The following is a 16954-nucleotide window of genomic DNA, read 5'->3' as shown; positions in this document are numbered from 1 at the left end:
AACTGAAAATGCGATCTGCCGGGTAATTGATGTCCGCGCGTCCGGCAAAGGAAAACCACGTCATCACTTATCCTTCATGCGACTGGCAATCAGCAGATCGCGCGCTTCATTCAACTTTGCGCTCTCCGCGTCCGTGCCGCCTTTGTCGGGATGCGCCGAGGCAATGGCGAGCCGGTGCGCCGCGCGGATTTCCTCGACGCTTGCCGTCTGCTTCACCTTCAGCAGGGCCGCCGCATCTTTCAGCGTCATCGCGCCGCTGGCGGCGGTTCTGGCAAACCCGCGCCAAGCCAGAAAACCGCCGGCTCCGATCAGCGGCAGACCGATGAAATACTGACCGCGCGCGGCGATCAGCAGGCCGATCAGGATCGCGGCGATCCCGGCAATCGCATTCAGGCGCTTCGGTGTCAGCAGGCCCAAATACCAGAACACGGCAAGTGCACCCAAAAGGACGATGACAAGGGGGCCCATCAGGCGGCCTCAGCTTTCTGTTCTGTATTGTCACGGTCGGGAAGATTGAGGGCCGCGACCAGCGCCCGTAATTCCGCGCGCGCCGCCACATGGCTGAGCCGCGCCTCGTCGATCACATCGAGATCCAGAAGCGTCAGCCCGCGCGGGAACAGTTCGCGGTAGATGACGCGCTCCGACAGGCCGGGCGATATCCGGAAGCCGATGCGCGGCGCGAGTTCATTGAGCGCCTTTCCGACCCGCACCATATTATTCGCCGCCAGATGCGCCAGCCGGTTTCTGACCACCAGCCAGTCGACCGTCCCGGCATCGTGCTTCGCCCGGTCCTTGCGCGCCTTCCACACCATTTCTGCATAGAAGCTGGGACGCTTCACCTTGAAGGTTTCCGCGTCCACCTGTCCGATCAGGTCGAAATCGACGAAACTGTCGTTCATGGGCGTGACGAGCGTGTCAGCGCGCGCCATGGCCACCTGGCCCAATATGCTATCGCGGCCCGGCGTATCGATAATCAGATAGTCCGCCTCGGTGTGGAACGCCTCGTCCAGCCGGGCCTCGGCACCGTCGTCCTTTTCCTCGATCACGCTGACTTCTGGAAGGGAAAGGTCCAGACCATGTCCGTCAGAAAAGCTGCGGCGGTTCTCCATATAGCGCGCAAATGTCCGTTGCCGCGCGTCAAGATCGACCGCGGCGATGCTGTGCCCCTCGCTCATCAGCGCGATGGCAATATGGACGGCGGTCGTGGACTTCCCGGTACCGCCTTTTTCGTTTCCGAATGTGATGATGTGCGGCAAGGTATCCCCGTTCCACTGGCCACTTGACGTTTCCTCCCCTGTTTCGGACACGCCTCCGGTCAAGTCAACGACAGGAGCGTCACACCATGCAGACGGTACAAACAGTCGCGGCCCTGCGTGCCGCCGTCGCGCGCTGGCGCGGGGCGGGGCAGACCACGGCCCTCGTCCCCACCATGGGCGCGCTTCATGCCGGTCATCTCTCCCTCGTGGCAACCGCGCACGCCCATGCCGACAGGGTCGTCGCCAGCATTTTCGTCAACCCCACCCAGTTCGCCGCGGGCGAGGATCTCGATTCCTACCCCCGGCAGGAGGCTGAGGATACCGCCGCATTGCGGGCGGCAGGGTGCGACCTGCTGTTTCTGCCGACAGCGGCGGAAATGTATCCGGAGGGCTACGCCACCACCGTCCGCGTTGCCGACCTGCCCGCCCTGCTGTGCGGCCATTCCCGCCCGACGCATTTTGACGGCGTCTCGACGGTGGTGACAAAGCTGCTCAATCAGGCGCAGGCCGACTATGCCATATTCGGCGAAAAGGATTGGCAGCAGCTCGCCATCATCCGCCGCGCCGCGCGAGATCTCGATATTCCGACGCAGATCGTCGGCGCCCCGACCGTGCGAGAGGCTGACGGCCTCGCCATGTCATCCCGCAATGCGTACATGACCGCCGATGAACGTCAGGCCGCCGCGGCGCTGCCGGAGGCGCTGAACGCCGCCGCATCCAGCATCGCCGGTGGAACGGGCATCGACGCCGCCCTTGCAGCCGCACGAAAAACGCTGACGGCGGCCGGGTTCACCGTCGATTATATCGAAGTCCGGGGGGCAGGCGACCTGCGGATGCTCACCGTACTCGACCGGCCCGCGCGTCTGTTCGCCGCCGCGAAAATGGGCCGGGCGCGCCTGATCGACAATATTCCCATTCCGGTCTGACGACATTCCGATCACCGCCAGTGTTCCGTGAATCTTATATGAAATCCCGCTGCGGCGCACAAAATATGTAACAGAGGTGCGCCTTATGCTCCGGCAGAGTTGTTCAGCCGGAGTGTTTCCACATGCGCGGTGGCGGTCAGATAAAGGATGTGCTGGCGGAGGTCGCGGTGGGTCCATCGATCCCGGAAAAGACCGGTGGCACGCGGACCCGCTACCGCACCATCTGGATTTCCGATATTCACCTCGGCACGCGCGGCTGCAATGCCGATATGCTGATCGATTTCCTGGACAGCGTTGATTCCGACATGATGTATCTGGTCGGTGATATCATCGATGGCTGGCGTCTCAGGAAGACGTGGCACTGGCCGGTAAAGCACAATGATATTCTCTGGCGTATTCTAAAGCGTGCGCGCCGCGGCACGGACATGATCTACATTCCCGGCAATCATGACGAGGCCTTTCGCCAATTTGTCGGCATGAATTTCGGCGGGGTGGAGATCAAGAGGAAGGCCATCCATGAAACCGCCGATGGCCGCCGGTTGCTGGTCTGCCACGGCGACGAATTCGACGCTGTCGTGCTCTATGCCCGCTGGCTCGCACTGCTGGGCGATGCGGCATATATCGGAATGATGAAGGTCAACTGGCTGCTCAACAAGGTGCGGTCCCGCCTTGGCATGCCGTACTGGTCGCTGTCGAAACACGCCAAGCACAAGGTGAAGAACGCCGCTCAGTTCATCGGCCAGTTCGAAGAGGCCGTCGCCAAGGCCGCCGCCACGCGCGATCTGGACGGTGTCGTCTGCGGGCATATTCATACTGCCGAAATGCGTGTGATCGATGGCGTTCAATATTATAATGACGGCGACTGGGTGGAAGGTTGCACCGCGCTCGTCGAGCATTTCAACGGCGAGATGGAAATCCTGCACTGGGCCGATATCATGGCTGCGCGCTATGCGCCGCTCGAACTCCGGAGCGCGGCGTGACGTTCAGCGCCACGTCCCCCTCCTCCCTGGCGAAGGGGCGCACATCTTGAAAATCACCATCGTCACGGACGCCTGGGCACCGCAGGTGAACGGCGTCGTCCGTACATTGCACAGTGTCCGCGGCGAGCTTGAACGCGGCGGCGATAAGGTCGATGTCATCTCGCCCGACCTTTTTCCCAATTGCGCCTGCCCGTCCTACCCGGAAATCCGCCTTGCGCTCGCCTGGTCCGGTCAGGTCGGCGCGCGGATACGCCGCTTTCGCCCGGACGCCATTCACATCGCGACCGAAGGCCCCCTCGGCCTTGCCGCCCGCCGCTGGTGCCAGCGCAAGGGGCTGCCGTTCACGACCGCCTATCATACGCAGTTTCCGGACTATGTATCCGCGCGCACGGGCCTTCCGGCACGCTGGTTCTGGCGCTTCGAACGCTGGTTTCACGGTCCGGCCCGCGCGACACTCGCCGCCACGCCCAGTCTGCGTACCCAGCTCACCAGGGAAGGAGTCACCCCGCTATTGCCGTTCGGTCGCGGCGTCGATTTCAGGGCATTCCCCGAAACGCGCCTGCCGTGTCCGGCCGCTTATGATGGTGCCGAAGGCCCCGTTCAGCTCTATGTCGGCCGCATCGCCATCGAGAAGAACCTTGAAGCGTTCCTGCATACCGAGACGCCGGGTACGAAAATCCTGGTGGGTGATGGCCCCGCGAAGGTCGACCTGATGCGCCGCTATCCCCGCGCCCGCTTCCTTGGCCCGCTGCATGGCCCGGCCCTTGCCGCCGCTTATCAGCACGCGGACGTTTTCGTCTTTCCCAGCCGCACCGACACGTTCGGCATGGTGATTATCGAGGCCCTTGCCTGCGGTACACCCGTGGCAGCCTACCCGGTGCAGGGCCCGATCGATCTCGTGACGCCGGACGTCGGCGCATTGTCCGAAGATCTTGCAGAAGCAACCATGGCCGCGCTGACCCGGAACCGCAAAACCTGCATGGCCTACGGCCGCAGTTTTACCTGGGGGAAAGCGGCATTCGAATTCAGGAGCGCTCTTGCCCGCTTCACGACTGACCAGCGCAATGCGGCATTTGAAGGCATTCCTGTCGCCGCTTGACCGCATTGGCTTGATCGGATCCCCGGCGGCGCCTATATCATGACGCAATGCACAGGCCGTTCCGAAAGGGGCGGCCCTTTTTATATCTCCGGGAGACACGCATCATGGCACGCGAACATCCACTGATGCCGCACGCGACCGCCGAATGGCTGGTCGACAATTCGACACTCAGCTTTGACCAGATCGCCGATTTTTGCGGTCTTCATATTCTTGAAGTGCAATCGATCGCGGACGAGACGGCGCAGCATCGTCACATCCCGCGCGATCCCATCGAAGCGGGCGAACTGACCCGTGAGGAACTGAAGACCGGCGAAGGTGACCCCAAATATAAACTTGTCATCAGCAAGGGCCCCGAACAGCAGGCGCGTACGAAGGGCCCGCGCTACACGCCGGTCTCGAAGCGCGTCGACAAGCCCGAGGGCATTGCGTGGATCGTACAGAACCACCCCGACATTCCCGATTCCAAGATCGGCAAGCTGATTGGAACGACGAAGAACACCATTCAGGCGATCCGTACGAAGACGCACTGGAACATGGAGAACATTACGCCGAAAGACCCGGTGGCGCTTGGTCTCTGCTCCCAGCGCGACCTTGACGCACTCGTCGCGGCTGCCGCCGCGAAGGCGGGCATCGAGCTCACCGATCCGAAATTCGAAACCGACCGCGCCGCGCTTCTGGCGGAGCTGAAGGCTGAGCGCGACGCGGCCAAGGTCGCCGCCGAAGAGGCCGCGCATGCGGAGGCCATGGGGATCGAGCCCGGGGTCGAAGCTGTCAAGGCCGATGAAACGCCCGCGTTCGTCGATCCATGGGCGAAGACCTAGGCTTAGTTTCCTTCCGTCGATCAGGCCCGAATGCCTTTATGACGGCATGAAGCGCGCGCTTACGCCCTAAGTGGAAATTGCCCGCCGCTCGGTCCCTTCCAGCACCAGCGCCGTCAGCGTTCCTGTGCGGTAGGCGCCGGTATCGACGCCTGTGCGGTGTTTCTGTCCGTCCACATCCGGCGTGATGGTATGACCATGCACGATATGCGGTCCAAAGCTTTTGCCGTGATCCAGAAAATCGTCGCGAATCCATAGCAGGTCCTTCTCCTGCTGCTCCTCCAGGGGAACGTGCGGCCGGACGCCGGCATGGACGAACATGTAATCGCCGATCCTGTGTGACGGCTTCAGCTTGCGGAAAAACTTGCGGTGCGCCTTCGGCATGGCGGCTTTCAGCGCTTCGACGGCGGCTTCGGGATCGTCACCGTGGATCAGGCCGCGACGTACGCCCCAGCTCATCATCGCTTCGGCGCCGCCCTGATCCACCCAGGCGCGGTAATAGCGTTCTTTCAGCTTTTCAGCCGCCATCGTGGACGACAGAAAGGCATCGTGATTGCCCTTCAGAAACGTCCATGTGTCTCCCGGGCCCGGCCCTTCGCACAGCCGCGCGATCACCTGAGCGGAATCTGGCCCGCGATCGACATAGTCCCCCAGAAAGACCAGCTCTGCCCGGCCCTCGAACCCTTTCAGATCTTTTGTGATTTTCTTCAGCAATTTTTCCAGCAGGTTGGACATGCCGTGGATGTCCCCGATCGCATAGACGCGGACCCCGTCCGGCACGGCTGGCGGTTTCTTTTTCTTGCGGGCGAAGGGGAATTTCATTGCCAATTCAGCACTACCGCTGGAAACGTTCCGGGAAAACCCTTTATCACATCAGTGCCAAAGGTTGACTTCTGCCGCGTGCAACCCTAGCTAGCCGCCTTCAAATTCCCACAAAAATTCGGATATCGGGCACGGCCATGAAAGTACGTAATTCTCTTAAGTCGCTGAAAAATCGTCATCGCGACTGCCGTGTTATTCGTCGTCGCGGTCGCACCTATGTGATCAACAAGACGAATCGCCGTTTCAAGGCGCGCCAGGGTTAAGGGTGCACGTCTTTTCCCGGCTGAAACGGGTCCCTGCCTCGCCATATCGCTTGAATGCCGCGCACGGTTATCTTTGACGTTGGCAATGTCCTTTATGACTGGGACATACGGTATCTTTACGCAAAACTGATTCCCGATCCTGCACGGCTCGAATGGTTTCTTGCGAATGTCGTTACGCCGGGATGGCATTTTCAGCACGACAGGGGCGTTCCGTTCGCCGAGACCAGCGCCGCGCTCATTGCGCGCTTTCCAGAAGAACGCGCGCTGATTGAGCTTTTCGGCGAACGGTTCCTGGAAACCATCGGTGAACCCATTCCCGGTATGATCGAGTTGGTGCAAGACCTGGATCATGCCGGCGTCACCATTTACGGCATCACCAATTTTTCGGACGAGTTCTGGCGCAGGTTTCGTCCGACCGCGCCCGTGTTCAGCCGTTTCCGCGACATTATCGTTTCCGGGCGTGAAAAGCTGGCGAAACCTGATCCGGCGATCTTCCAGCTCGCGATTGACCGCTTCGGCATTGCGCCGGGCGAGGCGCTGTTCATTGATGATCAGCCGCTCAATATTGCCGCTGCGCAGACCGCCGGCTTTGCCGCGCATCGCTTTATGAGCCGCGCCGCGCTCCAGCCTGAACTTGACGCGTTTCTGGGCTAGGCGAAATCCAAAGTCTCGACGGCACCCCGGGATGGTCGGATTTTCGGGATATCAGCCAGACGTTGACGCCGCGCTTTATGTCAAATCCCCCGGCAGCAGGATGCCGATGCGCTTGCAGCTTTGGCATTCCAGCTCCCACTCCACCGATTCGGTCCGGCAGTTCGCGCAGTGCCAGCGCAGGCCCGGCGCGCCCGTTGCGGCCGCATCCAGCCAAAGTGCGCCCGTCGGCGGGTCCATGCCGAGCCGCCGGTGCGCTTCCATCGCTACCGCCGCTGCACGCAGCCGTATCGGCGGATCGCTCAGCAGCGGCGATACCGTTTCCAGCGCCAGGGCGGGGTCCCCCGCCGTCAATGCCGCCTCGCTGACAATCAGCAGACTCTCCGGGTTCTCCGGATTTTTCGCGGCCAGCTTCTGTAGCCGTGCCAGCCGCGTTTCATCGGTTTCCAGCGGATAGAGATCGGCAAACGCCCGCGCCAATGTGGGGGTTGGCTGTACCGACCAGACCGATTCCGCAGCACGCTCGGCACCGGACACATCGCTCGCTTCCTCCGCCAGCAGCGCCAGCCGCGTGGCTGCGGGGGCGAAGCGTGGCTCCGCCTTCAATGCCCGCGACAGGCCCGTCCGCGCCGGCTCATCGTCCAGTTCCGCATCGGCGGCAGCCGTCAGCAGGCTCGCTTCGATCCAGCTCCCAAGACGCTCCGCCGTGTCATCAAGCGCGCGCCAGTTGCTGAGCGCACTGATCGCATGCGCATAGTCGCCGGACCGTGCGCTCTCTTCCACCAGTGCCTGCCATGCCGCCGCGCTTGTGGGCGCCGCTCGCGTCGCTTCCCTGGCTACCGAAAGATCAGGCGCCGTGCGGAGCCTGGCCAGCGCCGCCAGAGACTTCGTCGCATTGTTCCGGTCCAGTTCCGCGATCCGCGCGGTGTCGCCGGTCAGGGCGGCCACCGCCTGCGCCATGCTGTTCGTGGGATCGCTTTTCAACGCATCCTGCGCCAGCGCCGCGGCGCGCTCTTCCTGGCCCGAGACCAGCGCGCCGAGCGCCGCGCTCGCATTGCCGAGTGCGGCCTTCTGGCGTCGCAACTGGCGCGCCGGACCGAAAAGTCCCGATTTCCAGCGCAGCCAGTTCCACAGCCGGCGCGCCACGTGAAACACGAACCACAGCGCCGCCGCGGCTGCCAGCAGCCAGACGGGGTGGAAGTTGATTTCCCATCCGAACCATTCGAGGTGCACCAGCCCCGGCGCATTCGCCGCCAGCGCCGTCAGCAGCGCCAGACCGGCGACCAGTGCCAGAAGGAGAAGCCGCCGGGTCAGAGGGAAGTCGCCTCATCGGCAGCAGGTCCGCTTGGCGCGGCCGCTGGCTGCGTTTCGACGACGCGTGCCTCCAGCCGCCCCAGAACGGTTTCGGTGCGGACATGGTTGGAGGCATCGGCGAACCAGCGGTTGCCCTGACGTCGAGCAGACGCAGGCAGGCGCGCATAGGCATCGACGGCTGCGGCGATATTGCCCTGCCCAAGTGCGCTGGAGATCCGCTCGACGGTTGCCTCCATATTGTCTTCATCGGTCTCCGCGCCGCTGCGCCGGACCGTGAAGATGTCGGCGAGCATGCTGACGAAGCGGTCCCAGGGTCCGCCGGTCACTTCCTCCTGTCCCGCGCCCAGCAATGCGGGCTTCAGGTCTGCGAACCGGTTTCGCAGCTGCTGCGGCGAAACCAGTTGCCGCATGCCCGTTGCCAGCTGATCGATGTCGTCGCCCGCTTCGGCGGGAAGCGCTGCCTGCAGCGCAGGTCCGATCGCGCCGAGGGGCTCGCTTGATTCAAAAGCGGCCCGTGCGCGGCCCAGCAGGAGAACGGCGCGGGCATCGCCCGCCAGCCGTTCGGCCGCCGCCATCTGTCCGGCCGCCTCTCCGCGCGAATCCTCGACGCGCACGGTCAGACCGGCCACTTCGGCGGAAAGATTGTTGACCCGGCCTCCCAGCGCCGTCTGTTCACGGTCGATGGATTCAACACGCGATTCCACACGCGCCAGTCGGTCGGTCGCCAGGTTCGCGGCAATGTTGGGCAGAACGGGGTCGTTAAGCGCGGGCGGCGTGTCGGCGGCAGAGGCCGTGCCGCTTGGCAAAGGCAGCGGCGCGAGTGCCTGGGGCGCGGCCACAGGGCGCTGTTCGAGCGCGGCAATTCGCGTCTCCAGCTGTTCCATATTGCTGTCCTGCTGAGTGAGGCGCGCCGACACGCTGCCCATGTCCGCTTCCTGCTCGACCCAGGGCAGGCGTGTCCTGACTTCACGTTCGAACCAGGGGTTCGCGATCATACCCAATAGCAGGAACAGCAGCGCAACAACGATCAGCCACGGGAGGAAGGAACGCTGCGTTTTTGCCGCCTCGTTTCCGCTCGTCGCAGGGTCTGTCTCATATTTGTCCATGGCAAAGCTCCTAGCGCACCCCTTGCCTTTCGCACAACAGACCTGCTGCTGCCAGCAATGCATCTTCATTGGGCATGGCCGCGATGCGCACGTCTTTCCAGCCGGACCCGATGACCGTTTCCAGCGCGGGGCCGATCAGCACCACAGCCTGCGCGCCGCGCCTGATGGCCAGCCGATCGACTTCGCTGGCGAACCTCGCGGCGGTGCGGCTTGAATAAAGCAGCGTCAAATCCACCTTGCCGCCGCGCAGCGCGTCAATGGCATCGGCGCTCAGCGGGCAGGCTTCCGCGGCATAGGTCATCACATGCCGGATCGTCATGCCCGGCGGAACGGCAGCGTCCGTCAGATCCCGTCCGCAAAGATGCAGCGCCGAGCGTACCCCGCGCGCGGCGGCCTTTTCATATAGGTCCGCCGCACCCGCGGCCTGCAGGCTTTCGACATGCAACAGTCCGGCGCGCCGCGCGGCGTCCGCACTGGCTCTGCCCATCGCATAGACCGGGACGTCCAGCAGGATATCGGGCACGCCCCCGGCCACCGCATTCGCGCTCGTCAGGAAGATCGCGCCGGGACGCTCGTCCGGTACCGGCCAGCGTGCCGGGACGATCTTCAGTAGCGGTGAGGCCAGCGCGCTGTGTCCAAGCCCGGCCAGGCGGGCCGCCGTCCGCCGCGACTGCCGCTCCGGCCTCGTCAGTAGAATGTTCACCCGGCAGCCGTGAACAGAGACGCCAGCGCTTCCGGCGCGCCGTCCAGCAGATCGCGTGCCAGCGCCGCGCCCATCGCCTCCACACCGTGGCGGGATCGTACGCCTGATAGCGACGCCTCCCCACTGCGATGTATCTGGCCATTCTCCGACAGGATTTCGCCGCGCAGGACCAGGCGATCACCTTCAATCACGGCAAGTGCCGCCACCGGGCTGTGACAGGACCCGCCCAGCGCGCGGGCAAAGGCGCGCTCCGCCGTCACAGCGTCATAGGTTTCGGGATGCGATATCTGTGCCAGTCGCTCGCGCAGTCTCGCCCGGTCCGCGCGCACTTCGATGCCTATGGCACCTTGGCCGGGCGCGGGCAGCATATCCCTCGTCTCGATGGCCGTGCCGACATCATCCTGACCAAGCCGCGCCAGACCGGCGGCGGCCAGCAGCGTCGCATCCGCTTCACGATCGGCGATCCGCTGCAATCTGGTCGCGACATTCCCCCGGAACGGGACGATGTTAAGGCCGGGGACCCTTCGCAGAAGCTGTGATGCGCGGCGCGGGGAAGACGTGCCGATTGTCGCGCCTGCTGTCAGCGCCGCCAGGTTCGGCAGTCCGATCAGCCGGTCGCGCACATCGGCACGCGGCAGCATCGCGGCGATGAACAGACCGCCGGGGCGCTCGCTCTCCACGTCCTTCATCGAGTGAACGGCCATGTCGATTTCGCCGGACAGCAATTGCCGTTCCAGCTCCGCCGTCCAGACGCCCTTGCCGCCAATCGCGGCCAGCGGACGTGACTGTTCGCGGTCGCCCGCCGTACGAACAATCGCCAGCTCGGCCGGCTCGCCAATCGCCGCAGCCACCATGTTCGCCTGCGCCAGGGCCAGCGGTGACCCGCGCGTGCCGATACGAAACGCTTTCTTCTCCATGCCCGCCCGCGTAACTGACGGGTATGGCCAATACAATATCCCAGCCAGTGCGCCCCCTCATACTTGGCATTGAATCGAGCTGCGATGAGACGGCCGCGGCACTGGTGTGCGGCGACCGCACCATCCTTTCCGAGCGCATCGCCACGCAGGAGGCGGAGCATGCGCCCTTTGGCGGCGTCGTCCCCGAAATCGCCGCGCGCGCGCATACGGAACGACTTGCGCCTCTCGTCGAGGCGGTTCTAGAGGAGGCCGGTATCGGTCTTCGCGACGTCGACGCCATCGCGGCAACGGCCGGTCCGGGCCTGATCGGCGGCGTCATGGTCGGCCTGGTGACAGGCAAGGCACTTGCCTTTGCGAGCGGAAAGCCGTTCATCGCGATCAACCACCTTGAAGGACACGCGCTCAGCCCGCGTCTCGATGATGAAACACTGACATTTCCTTATCTGCTGTTGCTCGTTTCTGGCGGTCATACGCAGCTGCTCGCGGTTGACGGTGTCGGCAGCTATCGCCGGCTTGCCACCACGATAGACGATGCGGCTGGCGAGGCGTTCGACAAGACCGCGAAGATTCTTGGCCTCGGCTATCCCGGCGGGCCGGCGGTCGAGCGTCTGGCAGCCCGCGGCGACGAAACCGCCGTCGCGCTGCCCCGGCCCCTTGTGGGCACGGCGGAGCCGCATTTTTCATTTGCCGGTCTCAAGAGCGCCGTCCTGCGCGCCGTACAGGCCGATCCCGCTCCGGCGCCGGAAAATGTTGCCGCGAGTTTTCAGGCCGCCGCCTGCGATTGTCTGGTCGATCGCAGCCGGATTGCACTCGATGCCATGCCGGAGGCGACGGCCTTTGTGGTCGCGGGCGGTGTCGCCGCGAACCGGCGCGTGCGGCATTCGCTGGCAGCGCTGGCGGGCGAGTTTGGGCTGAGGCTGGTCGCGCCGCCGCTGGCGCTCTGCACGGACAATGCGGCCATGATCGCATGGGCGGGCGTTGAACATTTCCGGCTGGGTCACAGCGATCCGCTGGACACACCCGCGCGGGCACGCTGGCCACTCGACCCGGATGCGGAAAGCGCGCGCGGTGCCGGTGTTAAGGCTTAGGAGATCGTTATGAAGCTGGGCGTCGTCGGAGCAGGAGCATGGGGAACGGCCCTCGCACAGATTTGTGCTGCGGGCGGCCCCACACGATTGTGGGCGCGTGAGGAACAGGTTGCCGCCGATATTTCATCGCTGCGGGAGAACCGCACATTTCTTCCCGGAATTGCCCTGTCCGATGCGATCGCACCGACCAGCAGAATGGCGGACCTCGACGATTGCGACGCCTTGCTATTGGTGTGCCCGGCGCAGCATCTTCGCGCGACGCTGTCTTCGCTCGATGCCGGGCAGCGCCCGCTCATTCTTTGCTGCAAGGGGATAGAGGCGGACACGGAAATGCTGATGACCGAAGTGGCCGCCGATGTCAGTCCCGCGGCTCCCATCGCTGTCTTGAGCGGGCCGACATTCGCCGCGGAAGTCGCATCCGGCCTGCCCACCGCCATTACCTTCGCATGCGCGGACACGGACACCGCCGCGGCGCTTGTGAAGCGGATCGCGCAGCCACGGTTCCGCCCCTATATGACCGATGACCTGATCGGCGCGGAAGTCGGCGGTGCGGTCAAGAATGTCCTCGCCATTGCCTGCGGTGTGGCGACCGGACTTGACCTTGGCCAGAACGCCCGCGCGGCACTGATCAGCAGGGGCTTCGCCGAAATGACCCGTTTCGGCCTTGCCAAGGGCGCGCGGGCGGAAACCATGGGCGGCCTGTCGGGACTTGGCGACCTCGTTCTCACATGCTCGTCCGAGGCGTCGCGCAATATGAGCTTCGGCAAGGCGCTCGGCGAAGGCCGGAGTGCCGCGGCACTGATGGCGGACCGGGTGACCGTGGCGGAGGGTGTGCACACTGCGCCTGTCCTTGCGCGTGCGGCGCGGTCGATAGGTGTGGAAATGCCCATCGCGGATACCGTGCTCGCGCTGATCGAAGGCCAGCTCGACGCGCATTCGGCGATTTCGGCGCTATTGTCGCGCCCTCTTCGAACGGAACTGCCCATGTTGGCGGAATAAAATTCGGTTTTAAGAAGCTTTTTCGGAATTAAAGTGTCGGATAATTTTACACTTTCTTAAGGCAATTTTGTTTCGTATCCGTGAACATATAATTGAATCAAGGATATAGACATTCTGGTACAGGTCTTGCTTGCCTTTTTACATCGGCGTGTGACGCGGGGTTGCGCGCCAGTTTGTAAAAGTAAGTGGGGATTCAGCATGAAATCCAAGTATCTACTCGGCGCCGCAATCGCGTTCGCCATTCCTGCATCGGCGGTCGCAACGCCGCTTGCAGATGCCAGCTCGAAGATCACGGCACCGCGCCTGCTCCCGCAGACACAGGCCGATTTGATCAACGGCAACAATGAAGTCGCTCCTGACGAATTCACCGGTGTTGGTGAACTGGTGATGTTCCAGAATAACGGCCAGGCTTTCGTTTGCACGGCTTCTTTGATCAGCGCGGATACGCTTCTCAGTGCGTCACACTGCCTCGACTTCGGCGACCGTGGCACGCGCGGCCAGGGCTATGACCGGATTGAATTCCGCACCGGTACCAACTGGCGCCAGCCGGAAGCTGTTTATCAGGTCGAGAGCATTCTTCTGAACCCGGACTATATCGGTTTCGGTGAGCCAAATGGCCCTGAGAACGATATTGCGCTCCTGAAGCTCAGCGCACCTGTTTCGAACGGCGAAGAGATTTACAGCATCTATCGCGATTCCGACGAGCACGGCCAGATCCACACGAAAGTTGGCGGCGGCACGACGGGTTACGGCGCAAACGGCACGACACCGACGCCGTCCGCGGCGGACCGCGCCAATGGCGCACGTGGCGGCCTCGACGGCATCAAGCGTTCGGGCGTCAACATTTGGGAAAACATCAATAACGGTCTTGGCTACAGCGACAACTTCCTGCTCGCTGACTTCGACAATGGCACAGATGCGAACAACCTGTTCGAAAAACTCGATATCGCGCTTGAATTCTTTGGAATCGACAATGGCGAATTCGGCGGCACGGGCGTCCGCGACGCCAATGGCAATGTCATTGATTATGGCGTTGGTGGCGGTGACTCCGGCGGCCCGACCTTCATCAACGGTCTGATTGCCGGTGTAACGTCCTTCGGGTCGACCTTCTCGCCATTCTTCGGCGGTTGCGGTCCAGGTGCGGGCGCTGACTATAATGGTGATGGTGTCATTTCCGACTTTGAAATGTCGCCGGACTTCGATTCTTCAGAACAGGGCGAAGCGACGTTCTCGACGGCTCGAAATGGCTGCCTGAACTCATCATGGGGTGAACTGAACGGTGACACGCGTGTCAGCCGCTATCAGGACTTCGTTGATGCTGGCCTGAATGGTGATCTCGCCTTCTCGCTGCTCGTTCCCGCTCCGGGTGCGATCGGCCTGCTCGGCCTTGGCGTTCTCGGCCTGGTGGCTGCACGCCGCCGCCGCGCTGCCTAAGGCCTTTGGGTCTTTGGCTGACGCCGAATGAAAAAGGGCGTCGCGATCATCAGGTCGCGGCGCCCTTTTCATATCGCGGCTGCATTTCTCGGCTCTGGCGGTTAGGCTTTGCCGTCCTGTTTCTAAAAGTCGACGGCGATGCCGCCCTTTTCCCAGTCACCGTAGCGCGTGGGGTCCAGGCCTTTGCGGCCGCCGACCTCCTTCTGTTTCTGCGCGTCGGCGGCAACATTCGTGGCGGCTTCAGTATCCTTGGCCCGTTCAGGGGCGGTATCGGACACGGGCGATGCGGTTGTGCTCTTGCTCATCGCGATAGACTAACGCTTTCAGGCATGATCCGTTAAGACGATATTTGCGCGCATGCCCTGGGGAGCGATTTCACGATGATCTCATTGAATGGACGGACCATTGCCGTGACGGGTGCGGGCAGCGGTATTGGCCGCGCGCTTGCGATCAGCCTTACCAAGCGCGGTGCGAAGGTCGCGCTCGCCGACCGGGATGCTGACGGTCTCGCCGAAACCAGCCGCATGCTTGGCAATTACCCGCATTCCACGCGCGTGTTCGATGTCACTGACGCCGGTGTGCTCGAGGCATGGATCGACGAAGCCGCGGCGGAATTCGGCGGTCTTCACGGCGTCATCAACAATGCCGGGCTCAGCGTGATCGCTCCGTTCGAGGATACGCCCGCAGAGGATTTCGACCGCGTCATGGACGTGAATTTCAACGCCGTCGTGCGTGGGTGCCGCGCCGCGCTGCCCCATGTGAAGGCGACCGATGGTGGCTGGATCGTCAATATTTCCAGCATCTTTGGCATGATGGGATATCCGACGCAAAGCGCATATAATGCTTCCAAATACGCGGTGCGCGGCCTGTCGGAGGCCATGCATCTCGAACTTTCCGAAACCGCACCGCATGTGAAAATCGTCCGTGTCCATCCCGGTGGCATTAAAACCCGCGTCGCTCATAATGCGAAATTTATCAAGGGGATGGACAGCGGGTCGGGCGAAGCGCTGAATGATCCCGATGCCTTCGTCGCAACCTCACCAACGACGCCCGAGCAGGCGGCGGAAACGATCATCGCCGGCATGGAGCAGGGCAGGCACCGCGTTCTTATTGGCAGGGACGCCCGCATGGTCGACTGGATGACGCGCCTGTTCCCGGTCAGTTACTGGAAACGCCTTGGTGCGTTTCTGACCGCCAGCCCGGATGGGACGAAATCCTGACCGATCTTCCCGCTGGCCTGCCCTCACGCCGCGCCGCCCTGACGCTTTTACAGGCTGTCCTGTGGCGCCATCAGGCGCTTGAGGCTGCCTTGCCCCGCGCGCTCCGCAAGATAGAAAACCCGGCGGACCGCGGCCTGTCCCGGTCCATCGCCAGCCTTGCGCTGCGCTGGCTTCCCGATCTCGATGACCTGATCGACAGCGCGACCGACCGCAACCTTCCCGAGGAGGCGCCGGCCCGCATGGTTTTGCGCATCGCGCTGGTGCAGGCGATCGTCATGAAGACACCGCATCACGCGGTTGTCGCGACGGCACTTCCCCTTGTGGACGGGGGCCCGCGCCGCCTGGTCCACGCCGTCCTGGCCCGTTTGCTGAAAGAGGGCGCGGAGCTGCCCGAACAGCCGACCATGCCGGACCCATGGGCGACACGCTGGTTCGCATCCTGGGGTGAGGAGGTGGTGGATGCGGCCGGACTTTCGCTCGCCGCGCCGCCGCCCCTTGACCTGACGTTCAAGGGGCAGGTCGACCTGTCCGTATTCGAGGATATGGCGATCAGCCTGCTTCCCGGCCACCTCCGCCTGCCGTCCGGCGGACGTATCGAGGACCTTCCAGGCTTCGAAGCGGGCGACTGGTGGGTACAGGATATCGCGGCATCGCTACCGGCGCGCCTGCTCCAGCCTGCCGCGGGAGAACGCATTCTCGACATGGCGGCGGCCCCTGGCGGCAAGACCATGCAGCTGTCAGCGGCCGGCGCGGATGTCACGGCCCTCGATGACAGCGAAATCCGGCTGGAGCGCTTACAGGAGAACCTGACCCGCACCGGTCTCACGGCGACCCTGGTTGAGGCTGATGGACGGAAGTTCACCGCCGACACGCCCTATGATGCTGTTCTTCTCGACGCGCCGTGCTCAGGCACCGGCATTTTTCGCCGCCACCCAGACGTCCTGCACCTGCGCAAACCAACACGAATGAAGGAAACCATCGCGCTGCAGGCTGCCCTCCTCGATCACGCGGCTACGCTCGTACGGCCCGGTGGACGCCTGGTATATTCCGTCTGCTCGCTTGAGCGGCAGGAGGGTGAGATGCAGCTGGCCGCCTTTCTCGAACGCGCACCCGGCTGGCAAATGGAGGTGCCGGCGACCGGCATTCTGCCCGCAGGTCTGACACCTAGGCCGGATGGCAGCATCCGCACGCTGCCCGGTGACCTTGCCGATCAGGGCGGTCTTGACGGATTCTACATGGCGCGGCTGCGCGCGCCTCAGGCGGTCTAGGCGCTGTATTTCACACGGCTCGCCGCAGGCACGCTGCGCCGCGGCAAATATGACTGATTTTTTCTTGGGCCCGCGTGGCCAGACACGCCT

The 16954-nt window shown here is 63.4% G+C and carries 19 protein-coding genes; 11 read left to right on the top strand and 8 right to left on the bottom strand.

The annotated features are described in order from the left end of the window. Positions 1–63: 63 nt before the first annotated feature. Entirely contained in the window at positions 64–468 is a 405-nt protein-coding gene (locus KCG44_RS01090; RefSeq protein WP_218443668.1) for a J domain-containing protein, read from the bottom strand. Beyond that, entirely contained in the window at positions 468–1307 is an 840-nt protein-coding gene (locus KCG44_RS01085; RefSeq protein WP_369411907.1) for a division plane positioning ATPase MipZ, read from the bottom strand. Before KCG44_RS01085 ends, KCG44_RS01090 begins: the two co-directional genes overlap by 1 nt. A gap of 35 nt (positions 1308–1342) precedes the next feature. Between KCG44_RS01085 and panC the strand changes: the two genes are divergently transcribed. The 4 genes from panC (at position 1343) to KCG44_RS01065 (ending at position 5082) form a co-directional block, all read left to right on the top strand. After that, a complete protein-coding gene (gene panC / locus KCG44_RS01080; protein ID WP_218443667.1) occupies positions 1343–2182 on the top strand; it encodes a pantoate--beta-alanine ligase in 840 nt (279 codons plus the stop codon). A gap of 122 nt (positions 2183–2304) precedes the next feature. Beyond that, entirely contained in the window at positions 2305–3162 is an 858-nt protein-coding gene (locus KCG44_RS01075) for a UDP-2,3-diacylglucosamine diphosphatase (protein WP_218443665.1), read from the top strand. 46 nt (positions 3163–3208) lie between these two features. Next, entirely contained in the window at positions 3209–4261 is a 1053-nt protein-coding gene (locus tag KCG44_RS01070) for a glycosyltransferase family 4 protein (RefSeq protein WP_218443664.1), read from the top strand. Between the two features lie 104 nt (positions 4262–4365). After that, positions 4366–5082 carry a cell cycle transcriptional regulator TrcR gene (locus KCG44_RS01065; protein WP_255536246.1) on the top strand — a complete coding sequence of 239 codons (717 nt, stop codon included), beginning with the start codon at positions 4366–4368 and terminating at the stop codon, positions 5080–5082. Positions 5083–5148: 66 nt separating this feature from the next. Here KCG44_RS01065 and KCG44_RS01060 read toward each other — a convergent pair whose 3' ends face one another. After that, positions 5149–5901 carry a metallophosphoesterase family protein gene (locus tag KCG44_RS01060; protein ID WP_218443663.1) on the bottom strand — a complete coding sequence of 251 codons (753 nt, stop codon included), beginning with the start codon at positions 5899–5901 and terminating at the stop codon, positions 5149–5151. Between the two features lie 137 nt (positions 5902–6038). Here KCG44_RS01060 and ykgO point away from each other — a divergent pair, with 137 nt between their 5' ends. Beyond that, positions 6039–6164 carry a type B 50S ribosomal protein L36 gene (gene ykgO / locus KCG44_RS01055; RefSeq protein WP_011415100.1) on the top strand — a complete coding sequence of 42 codons (126 nt, stop codon included), beginning with the start codon at positions 6039–6041 and terminating at the stop codon, positions 6162–6164. Between the two features lie 54 nt (positions 6165–6218). Continuing rightward, positions 6219–6818, top strand: coding sequence for an HAD-IA family hydrolase (locus KCG44_RS01050; protein WP_218443662.1), 600 nt, complete (start codon positions 6219–6221; stop codon positions 6816–6818). Between the two features lie 75 nt (positions 6819–6893). On the opposite strand, the gene KCG44_RS01045 is transcribed toward KCG44_RS01050, so the two are convergent. The 4 genes from KCG44_RS01045 to hemC all read right to left on the bottom strand — a co-directional run bounded on the left by KCG44_RS01045 (position 6894) and on the right by hemC (position 10855). Then, entirely contained in the window at positions 6894–8048 is a 1155-nt protein-coding gene (locus KCG44_RS01045; protein WP_218443660.1) for a heme biosynthesis HemY N-terminal domain-containing protein, read from the bottom strand. 77 nt (positions 8049–8125) lie between these two features. Next, positions 8126–9235: a COG4223 family protein gene (locus KCG44_RS01040; RefSeq protein ID WP_218443659.1), complete on the bottom strand. Its 1110-nt coding sequence runs from the start codon at positions 9233–9235 to the stop codon at positions 8126–8128. A 10-nt stretch (positions 9236–9245) separates the two neighbouring features. Then, complete coding sequence (locus tag KCG44_RS01035; RefSeq protein WP_218443658.1) at positions 9246–9938, bottom strand: uroporphyrinogen-III synthase; 693 nt, start codon at positions 9936–9938, stop codon at positions 9246–9248. Continuing rightward, on the bottom strand, positions 9935–10855 hold the full coding sequence (hemC, locus tag KCG44_RS01030) for a hydroxymethylbilane synthase (protein WP_218443657.1): 921 nt from the start codon (positions 10853–10855) through the stop codon (positions 9935–9937). Before hemC ends, KCG44_RS01035 begins: the two co-directional genes overlap by 4 nt. A 23-nt stretch (positions 10856–10878) precedes the next feature. Here hemC and tsaD point away from each other — a divergent pair, with 23 nt between their 5' ends. From tsaD to KCG44_RS01015, 3 genes are all read left to right on the top strand, one after another. Continuing rightward, complete coding sequence (tsaD, locus tag KCG44_RS01025) at positions 10879–11943, top strand: tRNA (adenosine(37)-N6)-threonylcarbamoyltransferase complex transferase subunit TsaD (protein ID WP_218443655.1); 1065 nt, start codon at positions 10879–10881, stop codon at positions 11941–11943. A 9-nt stretch (positions 11944–11952) separates the two neighbouring features. Beyond that, positions 11953–12942, top strand: coding sequence for an NAD(P)H-dependent glycerol-3-phosphate dehydrogenase (locus tag KCG44_RS01020; RefSeq protein WP_218443654.1), 990 nt, complete (start codon positions 11953–11955; stop codon positions 12940–12942). Between the two features lie 198 nt (positions 12943–13140). Continuing rightward, positions 13141–14376 carry a trypsin-like serine protease gene (locus tag KCG44_RS01015; protein WP_218443653.1) on the top strand — a complete coding sequence of 412 codons (1236 nt, stop codon included), beginning with the start codon at positions 13141–13143 and terminating at the stop codon, positions 14374–14376. A 122-nt stretch (positions 14377–14498) separates the two neighbouring features. Here KCG44_RS01015 and KCG44_RS14315 read toward each other — a convergent pair whose 3' ends face one another. Then, complete coding sequence (locus KCG44_RS14315; protein ID WP_255536245.1) at positions 14499–14681, bottom strand: DUF1674 domain-containing protein; 183 nt, start codon at positions 14679–14681, stop codon at positions 14499–14501. Positions 14682–14756: 75 nt separating this feature from the next. Here KCG44_RS14315 and KCG44_RS01005 point away from each other — a divergent pair, with 75 nt between their 5' ends. Together KCG44_RS01005 and KCG44_RS01000 are read left to right on the top strand one after the other, a co-directional pair. Beyond that, positions 14757–15596 (top strand): SDR family NAD(P)-dependent oxidoreductase, encoded by an 840-nt coding sequence (locus KCG44_RS01005; protein ID WP_218443651.1) that lies wholly within the window; start codon positions 14757–14759, stop codon positions 15594–15596. Further along, a complete protein-coding gene (locus tag KCG44_RS01000; RefSeq protein WP_439651412.1) occupies positions 15512–16864 on the top strand; it encodes an RsmB/NOP family class I SAM-dependent RNA methyltransferase in 1353 nt (450 codons plus the stop codon). The genes KCG44_RS01005 and KCG44_RS01000 overlap by 85 nt, the downstream gene beginning before the upstream one ends. Positions 16865–16954 lie beyond the last annotated feature (90 nt).

It is taken from the genome of Pacificimonas pallii, from assembly GCF_019204005.1.
Lineage (GTDB): Bacteria > Pseudomonadota > Alphaproteobacteria > Sphingomonadales > Sphingomonadaceae > Pacificimonas > Pacificimonas pallii.
The sequence above is the reverse complement of the archived record's forward strand: the minus strand, read 5'-3'. Positions and strand labels throughout refer to the sequence as shown.